Genomic DNA, 17312 nt, shown 5'->3' on the forward strand with positions numbered 1-17312 from the left:
TGCATCTTCGCCAAGCGCTCTCTGCTGTCGCTATTTGATACCAATATCTTGCGATAGCTGACCGAGTTGCGTCTTGCTAGCATAGGATCGTGCGAGGAGGCACGATTATGCTGGGATGGAGGAATTGATGCAGCCAGTCGGAATCAGGTTAGCGGCGGTCATGTTCTCGCTTGCCGTATGGGCTATTATTATCGCTGTCGCATCCCATTTTTGGGCGACGAAGATGCCTGTATTGCTTTTGACGCTTTACAGATAGGTCTGTCCTCGGCGTTGGCGGCTGCAGATGAAGGGCAACTGGTTTTCCCCTCGCCGCGAACGTCTGGCGCTGCTACCAACGTGCTACCACGACCGTCGGAACCGGCTCAAAATCGAGCCGCATAAATCGCTATTTCTGCAATAAGGAGATGGTAGCGGAGGAGGGATTTGAACCCCCGACACAAGGATTATGATTCCTCTGCTCTGACCTACTGAGCTACTCCGCCACTGGTCAACGATACCCGCTCGCGAAGCGATGCCGGTTCGTGGGATGAGCGGCTTATAAGGTGCGCTTCGGCTTTGTGTCAAGCGCATGATCGAGAAAAACGGTGGGCTTTATAGGGCGCCGTTTCCTATGGCTTTCAGGCGGCGACGGGGCCGGCCAAAAGGGCCTTCAGCGAAGCTTCCGCCGACGGTTCGCGCTCGGAGCGCTCGATGAAGCCGCCGCCGAAGACGCGGGCGTTGTCGCCGGGGGCGGAATAAAGCGCGCAGGCCTGGCCGGGCGCGATGCCTGCCTCGCCGACCGTCAGGTCGACATAGGTGCCAGTCGCATCGACATGCAGCACGGCAGGCGCCGGCGCCCTCGTCGAGCGGACTTTGGCGTAGCAGGCAAAGCCTGCGCCGGAAGCGGCTTCCGCAAGCGTCTGGTCGCCTAGCCAGTTGACATCGCGCAGGTAGACGCGGTGCGTTTCCAGAGCCTCTTTCGGCCCGACGATGACGCGGCGCGAACGGGCGTCGAGAAAGACGACATAGAGCGGCTCGCCGGTGGCGATGCCGATGCCGCGGCGCTGACCAATGGTGAAATGCAGGATACCCTCATGGGTCCCGAGCACGCGGCCATCGAGATGGACGATCTCACCGGCCAGCGCCGCATTCGGCTTCAGCTTGGTGATGATGTCGGAATATTTGCCCTGCGGCACGAAGCAGATGTCCTGGCTGTCGGCCTTCTTGGCGACGACGAGGCCCATTTCTTCGGCAAGCCTGCGGGTCTCGGCCTTCGGCAGGCCGCCCAAGGGAAAGCGCAGATAGTCGATCTGTTCCTGCGTCGTGGCGAAGAGGAAATAGCTCTGATCGCGGTCGGCATCGGCCGGGCGGAACAGCGCGCGGCGGCCGGGATTCTCGGGCGAAGGGTTCGGGCCCGAGCGGATATAGTGGCCGGTCGCCAGCGCATCGGCGCCGAGTTCCTTGGCCGTCGCCAGCAGATCGGCGAATTTGACGGTCTGGTTGCAGGACACGCAGGGGATCGGCGTTTCGCCCGCCACATAGCTTTCGGCGAAGGGATTGATTACCGTCTCGCGAAAACGCTTTTCGTAATCGAGCACATAATGCGGGATGCCGAGCGTTTCGCAGACGCGGCGCGCATCGTCGATATCCTGGCCGGCGCAGCAGGAGCCGGCGCGATGAACGGCGGCGCCATGATCGTAAAGCTGCAGCGTGATGCCGAGCACATCGTAACCCTGCTGTTTGAGAAGGCCGGCGACGACGGATGAATCGACGCCGCCCGACATGGCGACGACGACGCGGGTCTCTTCCGGCTTCTTATCAAAATCCAGTGTGTTCAACGATGATGCCAATTCTGCTTGGGTCACGATCCGCCCTTGCGCTGCAATTGCGGCGGATTTGCTGATCTCCGGCGGGATCGGCCGCCGTCTCTCGATGAGGGACCGATATAGAAAGGATTGTCCCTGGACGCAAGGGGCGGGCCTTCGGACGCCCGATAGTTTCGAATTCGCGTGGAAAAGAAGGCGCAGCCGAAACCGCGCCTCGGAAGCGGGGGGTGCGGCTCAGGTGCCGATCAGCTTGTTGCAGGCGAATGCGATACCCGGATTGACGATGATGGCAGTCACGAGCGCCAGTCCGATCATCGAGAATGAATAGCGTTTCATATACATCCTCCTTCCAGCCCACGAGAATTATGCCGGTTCGGCCGCCGTTCTCAAAATAACGAATGCTTGATGGTCTCAAGCGGCATGCCTGCTCCTCGGACGGCTGAACCCAGCTCCCGCGCAAGCACCGCCGTTTGTCACCCGCGTGAGGAAGCGGCCTTCAGCGCGTGGCCGTGGATCAGCACCTCTGCCTCGTGCTGCGGCATCGGCCGGCCAAGCAGATAGCCCTGCACCTCGCGGAAACCTTCGGCGCGCAGCTTCTGCAACTGCTCTTCGGTCTCGATCCCCTCGGCCAGCGTCGTTGCGTTGAAACCGGAACCGATACCGACGACGGCGCGCACGATGGCAAGATTGCCGGCATCCGTCTCGATGCCTGAAACGAAGCTGCGATCGAGCTTGATCTTGTCGAAGGGGAAAGCCCTGAGATAGCTCAGCGACGAATAACCCGTACCGAAATCGTCGATGGCGATGCGGATCCCAAGCTCCTTCAGTGCCCGCAGCAGCGGTAGGCTTTGGTCGGCATCGGTCAGGAAGACGGATTCGGTGATTTCGATTTCAAGCCGGTCGGCATTCAGCCCCGTTTCGTTGAGCGCCGCGACTACGGTCGAAAGCAGGCTCGCATGCCGGAACTGGCTGACGGAGAGATTGACAGCGATCCTGAGATGGGCGGGCCAGCCGGCGGCGGCACGACAGGCTTCCCGGATCACCCAGTCGCCGATCGGTACGATGAGGCCGGTCTCCTCGGCGAGCGGAATGAAATCCATCGGCGCCACCAGGCCGCGCTTGGGATGGCGCCAGCGGATCAGCGCCTCGAAGCCGGCGATGCCGTCATTGTCGAGCTGCACGATCGGCTGGTAATGCAGCTCGAACTGGCGCTTCTCCAGCGCCTCCCACAGCTCTGCGGTCATCACATGCCGCCGCTCGGCGGCAAGCCGCATCTCCGTCTCGTAAAAGCGATAGGTCGAGCGCCCACTCTCCTTGGCGGCATAGAGCGCCAGATCCGCATGGCGCATCAGCACATCCGCGTCGCCGGCATGATCCGGCGCCAAGGCGATGCCGATGCTGCAGGTGGCATGCTCCCGGGCGCCGTCGAGATCGAAGGCATGGCTAAGCGTCTGCAGCAGTCGCTGTGCAAAACGCCCGACCCGCTCAGGCTCGCCGAGTTCGAGCACGATGGCGAACTCATCGCCGCCGAGACGGGCGACGAGATCGCCCGCCTCCGCCAATTGCAGCAGACGCTCCGACACTTGGCAAAGCAGAGCGTCGCCGGCGGCATGCCCCTTGCTGTCGTTGATGTGCTTGAAATGATCGATGTCGATATAGAGCAGCGCGATCGGGCTCTCTGTGGTCGCTTCGGCCACGCGCTTATCGATATGTTCAGAAAATGCTGCCCGGTTCGGCAAGCCGGTCAGGGCATCATGCATAGCAAGATGGGCAAGCTTTGCCTCGATGGCACGCTCCTCCGTCACATCCTGCGAAATGCCAAGCAGATAGCGCGGCGCATGGCCCTCCGGCGCCGGCAGGACGCGCTTGACGGTGCGCAGGATGCGTTGCGCTCCGTCGGGACGCAGCATCGTCTCTTCGAAGCTGATCGTCCTCTTGGCTTCGAAGGCCCGGCGATCCTGCTCACGGAAAGCGTCTGTCTGGCCGGCGGCAAACAGCGCCCGGTCGGTTCGGCCGGCCACATCCCGCGCCTTCATGCCGACGATGTCGCCGCAGGCCTCGTTGAAGAGAATGTAAAGCCCGTCCGCTTCCATGTCCTTGACGAAGACCCCGACCGGCAGATTGTCGACGATGCTGTCGAGAAGCGAGCGTGTATCGCTCATTTGGCGCCTGGCGGCGTTGACCTCGCTGCGGTCCTGCACGATTGCCAGGATCGCCGCCCGTCCCTCGAAACGCACTTCACGGCCATAGGTCAGCACCTCGAAGGTCTCGCCGTTCGCCTTGAGATGAAGCCAGCGCTCCGCCTTTTCCATGTCGGTACGGCCGTTGACGGCCTCGATCATCCGTTCCCGCTCATGCTGGGGGCGGATATCCAGAACCGTCATGCGCCGGTATTCGTCCGCGCCGTAGCCGTAAAGGGCTACCGCCGCTTCGTTGACGCTGAGAAACCGCAGCGATACCGGATCATAGACCCACATCGGGGATGGATGCGTTGCAAACAATGACCGGAAGTCATCGTTCAGTGCCTCGATCTGCTCGGTCTTCTGCAAAGGGGCCATGGAAATTCACGCGCGGTTGATGCCGATGCCAGGGTATACTGAGAAAAGTTAAATAAAATCAGAATCATACTCGGCCTAAACTTTAGGCTTCCGCCTGTGAAACGAGCAAACGGCGCTCTGCCTCATCTTCAATAAAATAATTTGGATGCCCCGGAACAATTGCGTCGATCATGCGTTCCGGGTCATCGATGTCGCATTGCTGAGGAGGGTTTCATGGGCAGGTTCGGCACGACGACGGATTACAGCAGGATCAGGCATTGGATCGAGGCGCGTGGCGGCCGTCCCGCCCGTATCAAGAACGCACCGGATAGCGAAACCGTTCGCGTCGATTTTTCCTCTGAAACGCAGGAAGAGATTTCCTGGGACGAATTCTACGAGGGTCTGGACGGCAGCCGGCTTGCCTTCCTTCACCGCACGAAGGCTGAAGACGATATCGCCCGTTTCGGCAAGATCGTCCGCCGAAAACGCCGGCCGCACTGAGATCCATTCGATTCCGACACAACAAAAACCCGGCGCCGTTTCCCGCGCCGGGTTTTTGTTGTCATTCTTGCCGGATCGAGATCCCGAGGAGGAAACTCAGTCGATGTTGAAAGTGAGCAGCTTTGCCTGGCGGATCGCCTGATGGGCCGTCAGCTGCGCAAGCACGGCGTCGTCAACCTCGCCGTCGACATAGAGCAGCGCAATGGCGTCGCCGCCCTGCTTGTCACGACCGAGCTGGAAGTTGGCGATGTTGACGCCGGCCGCTCCGAGCGTCGTGCCAATGAAGCCGATCATGCCTGGGACGTCGGTATTGGTGATATAGATCATGTGCGAGCCGACATCGGCATCGAGGTTGATGCCCTTGATCTGGATGAAGCGCGGCTTGCCATCCGAAAACACCGTGCCGGCGACCGAGCGCGTCATGCTTTCGGTCGTCACCGTCAGCTTGATGTAACCGTCGAATACACCCGTCTTGTCGCGCTTGACCTCGGACAGCACGACACCCTTTTCCTTGACCATGATCGGCGCCGAAACCATGTTGACGTCGGCGACCTGCGGCCGGATGAGGCCGGCGAGCACGGCACTCGTCAGCGCCCGCGTGTTCATGTTGGCGGTGATGCCGTCATAAAGGATTTCGATTTCCTTGATCGGCTCTTCGGTGACCTGGCCGACAAAGGCGCCGAGAACGTCGGCAAGGCGGATGAAGGGCTTCAGGATCGGCGCTTCCTCAGCCGTGATCGACGGCATGTTGATGGCGTTGGAGACCGCACCATTGACGAGGTAATCGGCCATCTGTTCGGCCACCTGCAGAGCGACGTTCTCCTGCGCTTCGGTCGTTGAGGCGCCGAGATGCGGCGTGCAGACGACGTTCGGCAGGCCGAAGAGCGGACTTTCCTTGGCGGGCTCGACCTCGAACACGTCGAAGGCGGCACCCGCGACATGGCCCGACTTGATCGCTTCGGCAAGCGCTGCCTCATCGACCAGGCCGCCGCGGGCGCAGTTGATGATGCGCACGCCGGGCTTGGTCTTTGCCAGTGCTTCCTTGTTGAGGATGCCGCGCGTCTTGTCGGTCATCGGCACATGCAGCGTGATGAAATCGGCGCGGGCGAAAAGCTCTTCCAGCTCGACCTTGGTGACGCCCATCTCCTCGGCGCGCTCCTTGGAAAGGAACGGGTCGTAGGCGACGACGTGCATCTTCAGGCCGATGGCGCGCGCGCAGACGATCGAGCCGATATTGCCGGCGCCGATGACGCCGAGCGTCTTGCCGGTGATCTCGACACCCATGAACTTCGACTTCTCCCACTTGCCGGCCTGCGTCGAGGTATCGGCGGCCGGAAGCTGGCGGGCGACGGCGAACATCAGCGCAATCGCGTGTTCGGCTGTCGTGATCGAGTTGCCGAAGGGCGTGTTCATGACGATGATGCCGCGCCGCGAGGCGGCCGGGATATCGACATTGTCGACGCCGATACCGGCGCGGCCGACCACCTTGAGGTTTTTCGCCCCTTCGATGATCTTTTCCGTCACCTTGGTGGCGGAGCGGATAGCCAGGCCATCATAATTGCCGATGACTTCGAGCAGGCGGTCCTTGTCCTTGCCGAGCTGCGGTTCGAAATCGACTTCGACGCCACGGTCGCGAAAGATCTGGACGGCGGTTTCCGACAATTCGTCGGATACGAGAACGCGAGGTGCCATGAGGGCCTCCTTCAAAAGTGTTCAGCGATGAATGAAATCAGAAATGCTGGGCTCCGCCGCCTTGTGGCGGAGCCGGATGCGATCACCTCAGGCGGCGGCCTGAGCGAGCTGCGCCTTCTGGGTTTCGAAGGCCCAGGAAAGCCATGGCATGAGCTTCTGCATGTCGGATGCCTCGATCGTGGCGCCGGCCCAGATGCGCAGGCCGGACGGCGCGTCGCGGTAATGGCCGACATCGTAAGCGACGCCTTCCTTTTCCAGGAGGCCGACCAGACCCTTGGCGAAATTCGCCTGGCCGTCGTCATCGAGGGCTGCGATGTCCTTGTCGACGATCTTCAGGCAGACGGAGGTGTTGGAGGCGGTTTCCGCCTTGACGGCGAGATTGGCGATCCAGTCGTTTGCCGCGACGAAATCGTGGATGACCTTGGCATTGGCATCGGCGCGCGCAATCAGCGCCTTGAGGCCGCCGAGACCCTTGGCCCAGACGAGCGCATCGATATAGTCCTCGACGCAGAGCATCGACGGCGTGTTGATCGTCTCGCCCTGGAAGATGCCTTCCGTCAGCTTGCCGCCCGAGGTCATGCGGAAGATCTTCGGCAGCGGCCAGGCCGGCGTGTAGGTGACGAGGCGCTCGACTGCGCGCGGCGAAAGAATGATGACGCCGTGTGCGCCCTCGCCGCCCAGAACCTTCTGCCAGGAGAAGGTGACGACGTCGAGCTTGGCGAAATCGAGTTCCTGGGCGAAAGCCGCCGAGGTGGCGTCGCAGATCGTCAGGCCCTTGCGGTCGGCAGGAATGAAATCGGCGTTCGGCACGCGCACGCCCGAGGTGGTGCCGTTCCAGGTGAAGACCACGTCGCGGTCGAAATCGACGGTCGCGAGATCGGGAAGCTCGCCGTAACCGGCTTCGAGCTTGCGCACGTCCTTGAGCTTCAACTGCTTGACGACATCGGTGACCCAGCCGGCGCCGAAGCTTTCCCAGGCGAGCATATCGACGCCGCGTTCGCCGAGCAGCGACCAGAGCGCCATTTCGACGGCGCCGGTATCGGAAGCCGGGACGATGCCGATGCGGTAATCTGCCGGCACTTCGAGAATTTCACGGGTAAGGTCAATGGCCTGCTTCAGCTTGGTCTTGCCGACCTTCGCGCGGTGCGAACGGCCAAGGGCCGCGTCGGAAAGGGCTTCGAGCGACCAACCGGGACGCTTCGAGCAAGGGCCAGAAGAAAAATGAGTATTGTGCGGACGGATGTCCGGCTTTGCGGTCTTCGCCATGATGCTATCCTCTCAGATAGAAAGCCCTTCGTTGGGGAAGGGTGTCCCGCCGCCGTGTGTATGGATCGGACGCGTCATAGTCAAGATGGAAGTGTCGCAGAGAGAGGATATTTTGACGCAGGAGAGGTGGCGAAAATGAAAAAGCCGCCCGGAGCGAGGGCGGCTTTCTGATCTGGTGGCTGGATCGAACTTATTTGTAGACCGGCTGCTGCAGCGGAATTTCCGGCGGCGGCTCATAGCTCGCCTGGGCGCATCCGCCGAAGAGATAACGGGCGCCGACGCGGGCTTCATGGGCGCTGAGGCCCTTGTCACGGCCCGGGCCGCCATTGTCCGAATAGCCGAACATGTTGCCGCCGTCGATATGCAGGTAACGGTAACCGACATCGGCCTTGATGTTGCAGGTGACGTCGATCGAGGCGCCGGCCATGAGCGCGTAGGTGAAGCGCCAGTTGCCCTTGCCGCCATGGGTGACCTCGTCGTCGCAGAAGCTGCCGTCATCGGCGCAGGCAACGTTGCGCAGGTTCTTCCACTTGACGTAGGAACCGCCGATACCGGCGCCGACATAAGGCGTGACATAGCCGTAGGTGCCGAGATCAACGTAAGCGTTGGCGAGCAATGTGTAGGCGGTTAGCGAGGAGCGGTCGCTCGAGGTGCAATCCACCAGCGGGAAGCCGCACTGTCCGACCGTCGAACCGTGGAAATCCGCCTGCGTGAGATAGTCGAAGGTCAGGTCGGTGCGCAGATAGCTGTTGATCTGATAACCGACACCACCGCCGACCGTCCATGCGTCGTCGAGGTCGGCACGGTCGAAATCGACCTCCGTCGCATTGCTGCCCTGAAAATAGCGGGCGCCACGCAGATCGGTGAAGGCATAACCGACATCGCCGCGCAAGTACCAGCCCGTCGCTTCGCTGACCGCCACCTCGGGCGGCTGCTCCGGGATCGGCTCGGCAGGGGCGAGGTCCGCGGAATAGGCGTTTGTCGCGATCAACAATGCGGCGAAGATGCCGGACAAGCTTCTTTTCATGGATCCCACTCCAAAATCCCGTTGCGTCGGCAGGCGCAGTCGCTGCCAATCTGATACGCTTCGGATGGATAATGAATGGGAAACGTTAAAAGCTGCTTAACCACGATCATTTACCTAGATGCCGAGGCATTACGCGGCCCGAGCATAGATCAGTTTGGATCGTGGGGAGCGGCTTGGCAGTAATCGGCTCACGATAGCGGGCATGCATAACGAAAAAGCCGGCGCTGATGCACCGGCTTTTTCGTTATTCTTTCCTCATTGGATCAGGCGGCGGTCCGGACGTTCGAGATCGTGCCGATCAGCTCGTTGACGATGCGTTCGATCTGGGCACGGTCGTCGCCTTCGGCCATGACACGGATCAGTGGCTCAGTGCCCGAGGGGCGAATGACGAGCCGGCCGTTCCTGGCGAGTTCGGCTTCGGCATCGGCGATCGCCTTTTGCACCTGGATATCTTCCAGCGGCTTGCCACCGCTGATGCGGACATTGCGCAGGAGCTGCGGCACCGGCTCGAAACGGCGGCAGACTTCGCTGACGGTCCGGCCGGTGCGCTTGACCGCAGCCAGGATCTGCAGAGCAGCGACGAGACCATCGCCGGTCGTGCCATAATCCGACAGCACGATATGACCGGACTGCTCGCCGCCGACATTGTAATTATTCTGGCGCATATGCTCGACGACATAGCGGTCGCCGACTTTCGTGCGGGCAAGCGCCATGCCGCGGTCGTCGAGGAAGCGCTCGAGGCCGAGGTTGGACATCACGGTGGCGACGATGCCATTGCCGCGCAACTGCTGGCTCTCGGCCCAGCTCTCGGCGATGACCGCCATGAGCTGATCGCCGTCGACGATCGAACCGTTTTCGTCGATGATGATGACGCGATCCGCATCGCCGTCGAGGGCGATACCGATATCGGCACGAACCTCGTCCACCTTCTTCTGCAGCGCGACGGGGCTGGTGGAGCCGCAATTGAGATTGATATTGGTGCCGTTCGGCTCGTTGCCGATGGTGACGACGTCAGCACCGAGCTCCCAGAGCACGGCGGGCGCCACCTTATAGGCGGCGCCATTGGCGCAGTCGATCGCAATCCTCAAACCCTGCAGCGTCACATCACGCGGCAAGGTGCGTTTGGCATGTTCGATATAGCGGTCATGCACGCCGTCGACGCGCTTGGCGCGGCCGATATCGTCGGATTTGGCAAGCTGCGCGTTGAGATCCTTTTCGAGCAGATCCTCGATCTCGGCCTCGATATCGTCGGAAAGCTTATAACCATCGGGGCCAAAGAGCTTGATGCCGTTATCCTCGTACGGATTGTGCGAGGCCGAAATCATCACACCGATATCGCAGCGCAGCGAGCGCGTCAGCATGGCGACGGCAGGCGTCGGGATCGGGCCGAGAATAAAGGCATCGAGGCCTGCGGCGGTAAAGCCTGCGACCATGGCATTCTCAAGCATATAGCCGGAAAGGCGCGTATCCTTGCCGATGACGACGCGGTGGCGGTGGTTGCCGCGGCGGAAGATCGTGCCGGCGGCGATGCCGACCCGCATGGCGAGATCCGGCGTCATCGGGAAGACGTTGGATTGGCCGCGAATGCCATCCGTACCGAAATAGCGTCTTTTCATCTGCACTCCTGTGCTCTCGGCGCGCCATTCAAGGCAGCGCATTCTTCCAAGCGAATCCGGCTTCAGTGAGATCTCGTCAATTCAGGAGCGTGATTCATGCTTGCCTCAATTCAGCGGAATGCCACAAAATGCGGCGATCGGCACGTAAATTAGCAAGAAAAATGATTATATCCCGTTACCAATAGAAAAGGCCGGATCTCCCACTTCGGAAATCCGGCCTTGTTCGAGTTGGTCGACGCAGTTAATGCGGCTGCGGTTCGAGACCGCCTTCCGGCTCGTCACCCTTGGTGGCGGGCCGGGCGCCGGCCTTCGGAACGGCCGAGCCGCGGCTTGGCGGCGAATCATCGCCGAGATCGCGGGAAGGCTTCTCGCCGCGGATCAACGCCTTTATCTCTTCGCCGGTCAGGGTCTCGTATTCGAGCAGACCTTCAGCAAGGGCGACGAATTCGTCGTGCTTTTCCGTCAGGATCGTGCGGGCCTGCGTATAGGCTTCGTCGATCAGGCGGCGCACTTCATTGTCGATCTTCTGCGCGGTTGCTTCCGAAACATTCTTCGACTGCGAAACCGAGTGGCCGAGGAAGACTTCCTGCTGGTTCTCGCCATAGGCGACCTGACCGAGCTGATCGGAGAAGCCCCACTGCGTGACCATGGCGCGGGCAAGCTTGGTCGCCTGCTCGATGTCGGAGGAGGCACCCGAAGTGATGTTCTCCTTGCCGAAGGTGAGCTCCTCGGCGACGCGGCCGCCCATCATGATGCAGAGGCGCGAAACCATCCACTTGTAGCTCATCGAGTAGCGATCGCCCTCGGGAAGCTGCATGACCATGCCGAGCGCACGGCCGCGCGGAATGATCGTCGCCTTGTGCAGCGGATCGGCGACGGCGACATTGAGCGCGGTAATGGCGTGTCCAGCCTCATGGTAAGCGGTGAGCTTCTTTTCCGCCTCGGTCATCGCCGAAGAACGGCGCTCGGCGCCCATCATGATCTTGTCCTTGGCGTCTTCGAATTCCTGCATGGTGACGACGCGCTTGTTGCGGCGGGCGGCCATGAGGGCGGCTTCGTTGACGAGGTTCATCAGGTCGGCGCCGGAGAAACCGGGCGTGCCGCGGGCGAGAACCTTGAGATCGACATTCGGCGCCAGCGGAACGTTGCGAGCATGCACCTTGAGGATACGCTCGCGGCCGACGATGTCGGGGTTCGGCACCACGACCTGACGGTCGAAACGGCCGGGACGCAGCAGCGCCGGATCGAGCACGTCGGGACGGTTTGTGGCGGCGATCAGGATCACGCCCTCATTCGCCTCGAAGCCATCCATCTCAACCAGCAACTGGTTCAGCGTCTGCTCGCGTTCATCGTTGCCGCCGCCGAGACCGGCGCCGCGATGGCGGCCGACGGCATCGATTTCGTCGATGAAGATGATGCAGGGCGCATTCTTCTTGGCCTGCTCGAACATATCGCGCACGCGGCTTGCGCCGACGCCGACGAACATTTCGACGAAGTCGGAGCCCGAAATGGTGAAGAAGGGCACGTTGGCTTCGCCGGCGACCGAGCGGGCGAGCAGTGTCTTGCCGGTACCCGGAGGGCCGACGAGCAGCACGCCCCGCGGAATCTTGCCGCCGAGACGCTGGAACTTCTGCGGATCACGCAGGAATTCGACGATTTCCTCGAGATCCTGCTTGGCCTCGTCGACACCGGCGACGTCTTCGAAAGTCACGCGGCCATGCGCTTCGGTCAAAAGCTTCGCCTTCGACTTGCCAAAGCCCATCGCGCCGCGCGAGCCGCCCTGCATCTGCCGCATGAAAAACAGCCAGACGCCGAGAATCAGAAGCATCGGCAAAAGCGTACCGAGATAGCTGAGGAAACCCGAAGAGCCGTCCGTTTCAGGACGGGCGGAAACCAGGACATTCTTCGACTGCAGGCGATCGAGCAGACTGTCGTCGATCACAGGCGAATAGGTCTGGAAGGTGGTGCCATTTTCAACATAGCTTCCGGAGACACGGTTGCCCGTGACCACGACTTCCTTCACGCGGCCCGCATCGACCTCACGCAGAAACTGCGAATAAGGGATTTCGCGGGAGCCCGTCTGCGCCGGCGCCGTCTGAAACATACTGAAAAGGGCGATCAGCAGAAGCGCGATGATCGCCCACAAGGCGAAATTACGTAAGTTAGGGTTCATTGAACTCCCCAGCACTGGAACAGCCGCCTCATGGCGACCGTCTTATTCGTTTCTAACATAGGGTTGCGCCGTGCCGTTGCCAAGGCGACGCCCCATGTCAGATGGTTTTTCCGTCAATACTTCTTAAAGGCAGCCTCGCATAGGGCGCCGTCGCGAAAACCGCCGAAAGCCTGTTGGCAAAGATGAAATCAAATCGTGTCAAAAAGCGGTCGAACGGCGCGGAATAAGGCGTGAGGCGCACCCGGCCGGCCAAATCGTCGGAAAAAATAATGTCAGCCATTGGCAAAACGACCGGCAACGCAGCAGTTGCGCGCTTCAATGCCGCTTTAGGCAGGGTATCATCCCATCTCACCGCAATGCTGTGCTCGTCGTAGGAACCCGATCGGCGGGACTCTATGGACGCGGAACACTCTTCTTCACGCTTTGGTGACCCAGCCGCACCCGGTCCTGCATTCATCCCTGCCGCCTCGATCCTGACGCCGAACGGGGAATTGTTCACAACCTCGAAACGTCCATCCCAGACGCTGCGCTCACCCGGCTGCAATGACAGCGGGAGGATGCCGCGGCTTTCGCGGGCGAGATAGAGCCCGCTACGTCTGAGATCGAACACCACCCTGCCCGCCGTCATCCGCCCTGCCTTGGCCGCTGCGATAAAGGCGAGAATGCCGTCCATCTGCTTGCCGCCCGGTGGAAAATCCCGGCCGCCGAAAACGGCGGCAAGACGGCCAAGCGCGTAATTCAATACAGCTGCTTCGGCCCTCAGGCCGTCGGGAGAGATATGACCAAGCATACCGCCATGCAGCCGGAAATGCAGATCGAGCCAAGCGGCTGCATCTGCCGCGAGCAAAAGACGTTGCCCTTCGGTCTCCGCCCCTGCCTTGGAAGCCACCTCCTCCGCGAGCCACTGGCGCATGCGCACCCGCTCATAGGTCACATCCTCGTTGCTCGGATCGTCGAGCCAGGAAATGCCACGTGTCTTCAGATAAGCGCGGATATCTGCCCGCCGACTGCCGAGCAGCGGCCGCATGATCCAGATATGACGGTCGAACAGCACCGCATCCGCGATGCCGGTTGAAACTTGTTCGGAGCGCAGACCCCGCATGGCAAACGTTTCGCGCTGGTCGTCGAAGGTATGGCCGGTGACGATGAGATCGGCTTTGAAATTTTGGGCGGCGGCTGCCAGCAGGTCATAACGAGCCTCGCGGGCCGCAGCCATGATGCCGGTTTTGGGCTTGTCGCCCTGCCAGATCAGGATGGTGTGAGGAATGCCGAGCGATGCGCAGAGGTCAGCGACCTCGCGCGCCTCGTCTGCGGAGCCGGCGCGCAACGCATGATCGACGGTCGCGGCGCAAAGGGAAATCTTGAGATCGGGCGCGGCCTTTACGGCTTCATCGAGAAGAAAAAGCAGGCCGGTGGAATCGCTGCCGCCCGAGATCGCGACAAGGATGCGCGCGGGGCTTTGAAGCGAGGTGAGAAACTGGAGTATCGCCTGTTGCGGCGATGAGGCTTCCGGAGACATGCCGGAAGACCTTAGCAGGCGAGGCGCTTCTGTTCGCTCGCAACCTTGCTTATGACCGCACGCGAGGCCTTGGGATAACGCTTCGAGACTTCGCGCAGTGTGGCGCATGCCGTCTCGGTATTGTCGAGGGCGGCGAGCGACATGCCGAGCTTCAACAGCATTTCCGGCGCCTTTTCGGATGTGCCGTATTTCTGGTGCGCATTGAGGAAAGTCTTGGCCGCCTCATTGTACTTGCCCTGCGAATAGAGCGCTTCGCCGAGCCAGAAATTGGCGTCCGCCGCCCGCGCGCTGCTTGGGTAGCGGGTGATGTACTGCGTGAATTCCTGCTCGGCCGTGCTGTAATCGCCCGATAACACGTGGCCATAGGCCGCCTTGTACTGATCGGCCTCGCTGCCGAGCGAGGCGGTCTGCTGCGGCGTCCCGGGATTGGCATCGGGAATCGGGCTGGAGCCGATGGTGGCATTTTCATCCACGCTTCCGCCGATCGGATTGCCGTTCTGATCGAACTCGATCGAGCCGAGCTCCTTCGGTGGCTGGCCGAGGCCGGTATTGGCGGGTACGTTGGTGGAGGGAGCCGTTTCGGCTCCCTGCGGTGCTTGAATCACCCTGGCGATGTCGTCGCCGCCGGAAGCAGCCGGCGCGACATCGGTCTCACTCTTCTTGACCGGAGCCTTGGCGGCACCGCCGCCGCCCGTCTTTTCCAGCTGCTGGAAGCGGAATTCATTGTCTTCCTGCTGCTTGCGGATCGTCTCCTGCATCTGCAGAAGCTGAAAGCTCATCTCTTCGATCCGGCCGTTCAGCTGCCGCAGTTGCTCTTCGAGCTGCTGCACACGGACCTCCGCGTCGCCGCTCTGCACCTTGACAACAGGTGGCGCCGCCTGGTTTTCCGCGGATCGGCCGCCAAGATGCAGCCCGAAAAACGAAGCGGAATAGGCCGCTCGTTCGCTCCCGGTCACAGCCGCCAGGCACAGCATGCCTGCCACGACAAGTTTCTTCATATGTATCGTCCTGTCCCAGTGATTCTTCGCACCTCGATGGCACGAACAGGAGATTTTTCCAATTGCTTTCAAAAAGCAACGGAGTCTGGCCAAAGTGTGGTCAAAAAGAAAAGGCGGCCCCTGATGGGACCGCCTGTCGAAAAAGCGAATGTTGCCGGAAGTTACATACCGGCGCCGCCAAGCACGGTAACCGCGCGGCGGTTCTGCGACCAGCAGGAAATGTCGTCGCAGACGGCGACCGGACGTTCCTTGCCGTAAGAGATCGTCTTCAGGCGCTGCGCCGGGACGCCGCGCGAAGCGAGGTAATCCTTGGCGGCAGCCGCACGGCGGGCGCCGAGCGCGAGGTTGTATTCGCGCGTGCCGCGTTCGTCAGCATGGCCTTCAACGGTGATCTGGTAGTTCGGGTAGCGGGCAAGCCACTGGGCCTGACGGTCGAGCGTCTGCGAAGCATCGGCGCGGATCGACGAGGAGTCGGTGTCGAAGAAGATGCGGTCGCCGACATTGACCGTGAAGTCCTGGGCAGAGCCCGGCGTTGCAGCCCCACCAGCACCGGTGCCGAGGCCGAGGTCGCCGGCGCTGTTCGGCGGCTTCTTGGCGCAGCTTGCGAGCGCGAGGCCGGCGATAAGCGCGATCATGACGGGGTTGCGGGCGAAATTCTGCATGCGGCTCATTGCCGGGGTATGAATTCGGCTCATGGCCGGTCTCCTTGCGATTTCATCAGGGTTTCCGGACAGTAACCGCACTCGGTTAACCGCCCCTCAAAGATTATGGTTAACGATTTACTGATTTGTCCCGTAGTCGCCCGGTTTCCACGACTTTGAGGCGACATGAAGGCAGCACCACATCGCCTACTCCAGAAGCGGCGACCAGGCCGGGTCTGAACCGTAAGTCGGCGTCTTGACCAACTGCTCGTTGTAACCGGTCAGATCGATCGAATAGAGCTGCGGGCCGCCGGACCCCGCCGCCTGGCGGAAGAACATCAAAACGCGGCCGTTTGGCGCCCAGGTCGGGCCCTCATTGTGGAAGCCCGTCGTCAGGATGCGCTCGCCCGAGCCGTCCGGCTTCATCACGCCGATCGAGAACTTGCCGCCGGCCTGCTTGGTGAAGGCGATCAGATCGCCGCGCGGCGACCAGACCGGCGTCGAATAGGAACCATCGCCGAAGGAAATGCGCGTCTGGCCGGAGCCGTCGGCATTCATCACGTAGATCTGCGGCTTCCCGCCGCGGTCGCTTTCGAAGCTGACACGGGCACCGTCGGGCGAATAGGAGGGCGAGGTGTCGATCGCAGCCGTCGAGGTCAACCGCGTCGTCGTGCGCGAGCGCAGGTCCATCGTGTAGATGTTGGAATTGCCTTCCTGCTGCAGGCTCATGATCACCTTCTGGCCATCCGGCGAAAAACGCGGCGAGAAGGTCATGCCGGGGAAATTGCCGACGACCTCGCGCTGCCCGGTCTCGAGCTGCAGCAGATAGACCCGCGGCTGCTGGTTGGCAAAGGACATGTAGGTGACTTCCTGCCGGTTCGGCGAGAAGCGCGGCGTCAGCACGAGATCACTGCCATCGGTCAACATGCGCACGTTGAACCCGTCCTGATCCATGATCGCCAGCTGGCGCTTGCGCTGCTGCTTGGTGCCGGATTCGGAAACGAAGACGACGCGGGTGTCGAAATAACCTTCCTCGCCGGTGATCTGCTTGTAGATCGCATCGGCAATGATATGGGCCACGCGGCGCCAGTTCTCCGGCTGGGTGTAAAACTGCTGCCCGGTCATCTGCTGCCCGGCAAACGTGTCCCAGAGACGGAATTCGGCACGAAGGCGACCATCGGCTTCCTGGGTAACGCGGCCAGTCACCAGCGCCTGGGCATTGATGACCTTCCAGTCTTCGAAGCGCGGCGACGCATCCGGATTGGAGATCTTCTCGATAAAGGCCGTCTTGCTGATCGGTGCAAACAACCCGGAACGCTGAAGATCTGCGGCGATGACCTGCGAGACCTGCGCACCCATGTCGCCCTGAAGGAAGTCAGTCACCGCAATCGGCAGCGGCTGCACATTGCCCTTGTTGATGTTGATTTCGACGAGAGCATTTGCAGGCGAGGCGAACGCCGCAATGGTCATGAGACCAGCAGCGACCGCAATAGCGCGGATGAAGGAAAACTTGTTCATGGAGTAAAGGCCTTTCAGC

General features: G+C 61.4%; 12 protein-coding genes and 1 tRNA gene. 1 reads left to right on the top strand and 12 read right to left on the bottom strand.

What is annotated here, in order from left to right; genetic code table 11:
* Positions 1 to 405: 405 nt before the first annotated feature.
* From FHT69_RS26245 to FHT69_RS26255, 3 genes are all read right to left on the bottom strand, one after another.
* Positions 406 to 482 (bottom strand) — tRNA-Met (locus tag FHT69_RS26245).
* A gap of 135 nt (positions 483 to 617) precedes the next feature.
* Positions 618 to 1817: a tRNA 2-thiouridine(34) synthase MnmA gene (mnmA, locus tag FHT69_RS26250; protein ID WP_183906177.1), complete on the bottom strand. Its 1200-nt coding sequence runs from the start codon at positions 1815 to 1817 to the stop codon at positions 618 to 620.
* A 461-nt stretch (positions 1818 to 2278) separates the two neighbouring features.
* Positions 2279 to 4363, bottom strand: a complete 2085-nt coding sequence (locus FHT69_RS26255) for a bifunctional diguanylate cyclase/phosphodiesterase (RefSeq protein WP_183906178.1) — start codon at positions 4361 to 4363, stop codon at positions 2279 to 2281.
* A gap of 213 nt (positions 4364 to 4576) precedes the next feature.
* Here FHT69_RS26255 and FHT69_RS26260 point away from each other — a divergent pair, with 213 nt between their 5' ends.
* Positions 4577 to 4843 carry a hypothetical protein gene (locus FHT69_RS26260; protein WP_132575576.1) on the top strand — a complete coding sequence of 89 codons (267 nt, stop codon included), beginning with the start codon at positions 4577 to 4579 and terminating at the stop codon, positions 4841 to 4843.
* Positions 4844 to 4939: 96 nt separating this feature from the next.
* On the opposite strand, the gene serA is transcribed toward FHT69_RS26260, so the two are convergent.
* From serA to tolB, 9 genes are all read right to left on the bottom strand, one after another.
* Positions 4940 to 6535, bottom strand: a complete 1596-nt coding sequence (gene serA, locus FHT69_RS26265) for a phosphoglycerate dehydrogenase (protein ID WP_047616543.1) — start codon at positions 6533 to 6535, stop codon at positions 4940 to 4942.
* An 87-nt stretch (positions 6536 to 6622) separates the two neighbouring features.
* Complete coding sequence (locus FHT69_RS26270) at positions 6623 to 7801, bottom strand: phosphoserine transaminase (RefSeq protein ID WP_047616763.1); 1179 nt, start codon at positions 7799 to 7801, stop codon at positions 6623 to 6625.
* A gap of 190 nt (positions 7802 to 7991) precedes the next feature.
* The gene (locus tag FHT69_RS26275; RefSeq protein WP_047616539.1) at positions 7992 to 8828 is read right to left on the bottom strand and encodes an outer membrane protein; all 837 of its coding nucleotides are present in this window, start codon (positions 8826 to 8828) and stop codon (positions 7992 to 7994) included.
* Positions 8829 to 9091: 263 nt separating this feature from the next.
* Complete coding sequence (gene glmM, locus FHT69_RS26280) at positions 9092 to 10444, bottom strand: phosphoglucosamine mutase (protein ID WP_047616623.1); 1353 nt, start codon at positions 10442 to 10444, stop codon at positions 9092 to 9094.
* 241 nt (positions 10445 to 10685) lie between these two features.
* Positions 10686 to 12617: an ATP-dependent zinc metalloprotease FtsH gene (gene ftsH / locus FHT69_RS26285; RefSeq protein ID WP_047616537.1), complete on the bottom strand. Its 1932-nt coding sequence runs from the start codon at positions 12615 to 12617 to the stop codon at positions 10686 to 10688.
* A 97-nt stretch (positions 12618 to 12714) separates the two neighbouring features.
* On the bottom strand, positions 12715 to 14136 hold the full coding sequence (gene tilS / locus FHT69_RS26290; RefSeq protein WP_183906179.1) for a tRNA lysidine(34) synthetase TilS: 1422 nt from the start codon (positions 14134 to 14136) through the stop codon (positions 12715 to 12717).
* 11 nt (positions 14137 to 14147) lie between these two features.
* Positions 14148 to 15134, bottom strand: a complete 987-nt coding sequence (ybgF, locus tag FHT69_RS26295; RefSeq protein ID WP_183906180.1) for a tol-pal system protein YbgF — start codon at positions 15132 to 15134, stop codon at positions 14148 to 14150.
* A gap of 161 nt (positions 15135 to 15295) precedes the next feature.
* Positions 15296 to 15829 (bottom strand): peptidoglycan-associated lipoprotein Pal, encoded by a 534-nt coding sequence (gene pal / locus FHT69_RS26300; protein WP_018243435.1) that lies wholly within the window; start codon positions 15827 to 15829, stop codon positions 15296 to 15298.
* A gap of 153 nt (positions 15830 to 15982) precedes the next feature.
* Positions 15983 to 17293, bottom strand: a complete 1311-nt coding sequence (gene tolB, locus FHT69_RS26305; RefSeq protein WP_063475381.1) for a Tol-Pal system beta propeller repeat protein TolB — start codon at positions 17291 to 17293, stop codon at positions 15983 to 15985.
* Positions 17294 to 17312 lie beyond the last annotated feature (19 nt).

It is taken from the genome of Rhizobium sp. BK008 (assembly GCF_014197345.1).
Taxonomy (GTDB): Bacteria; Pseudomonadota; Alphaproteobacteria; order Rhizobiales; family Rhizobiaceae; genus Rhizobium; species Rhizobium anhuiense.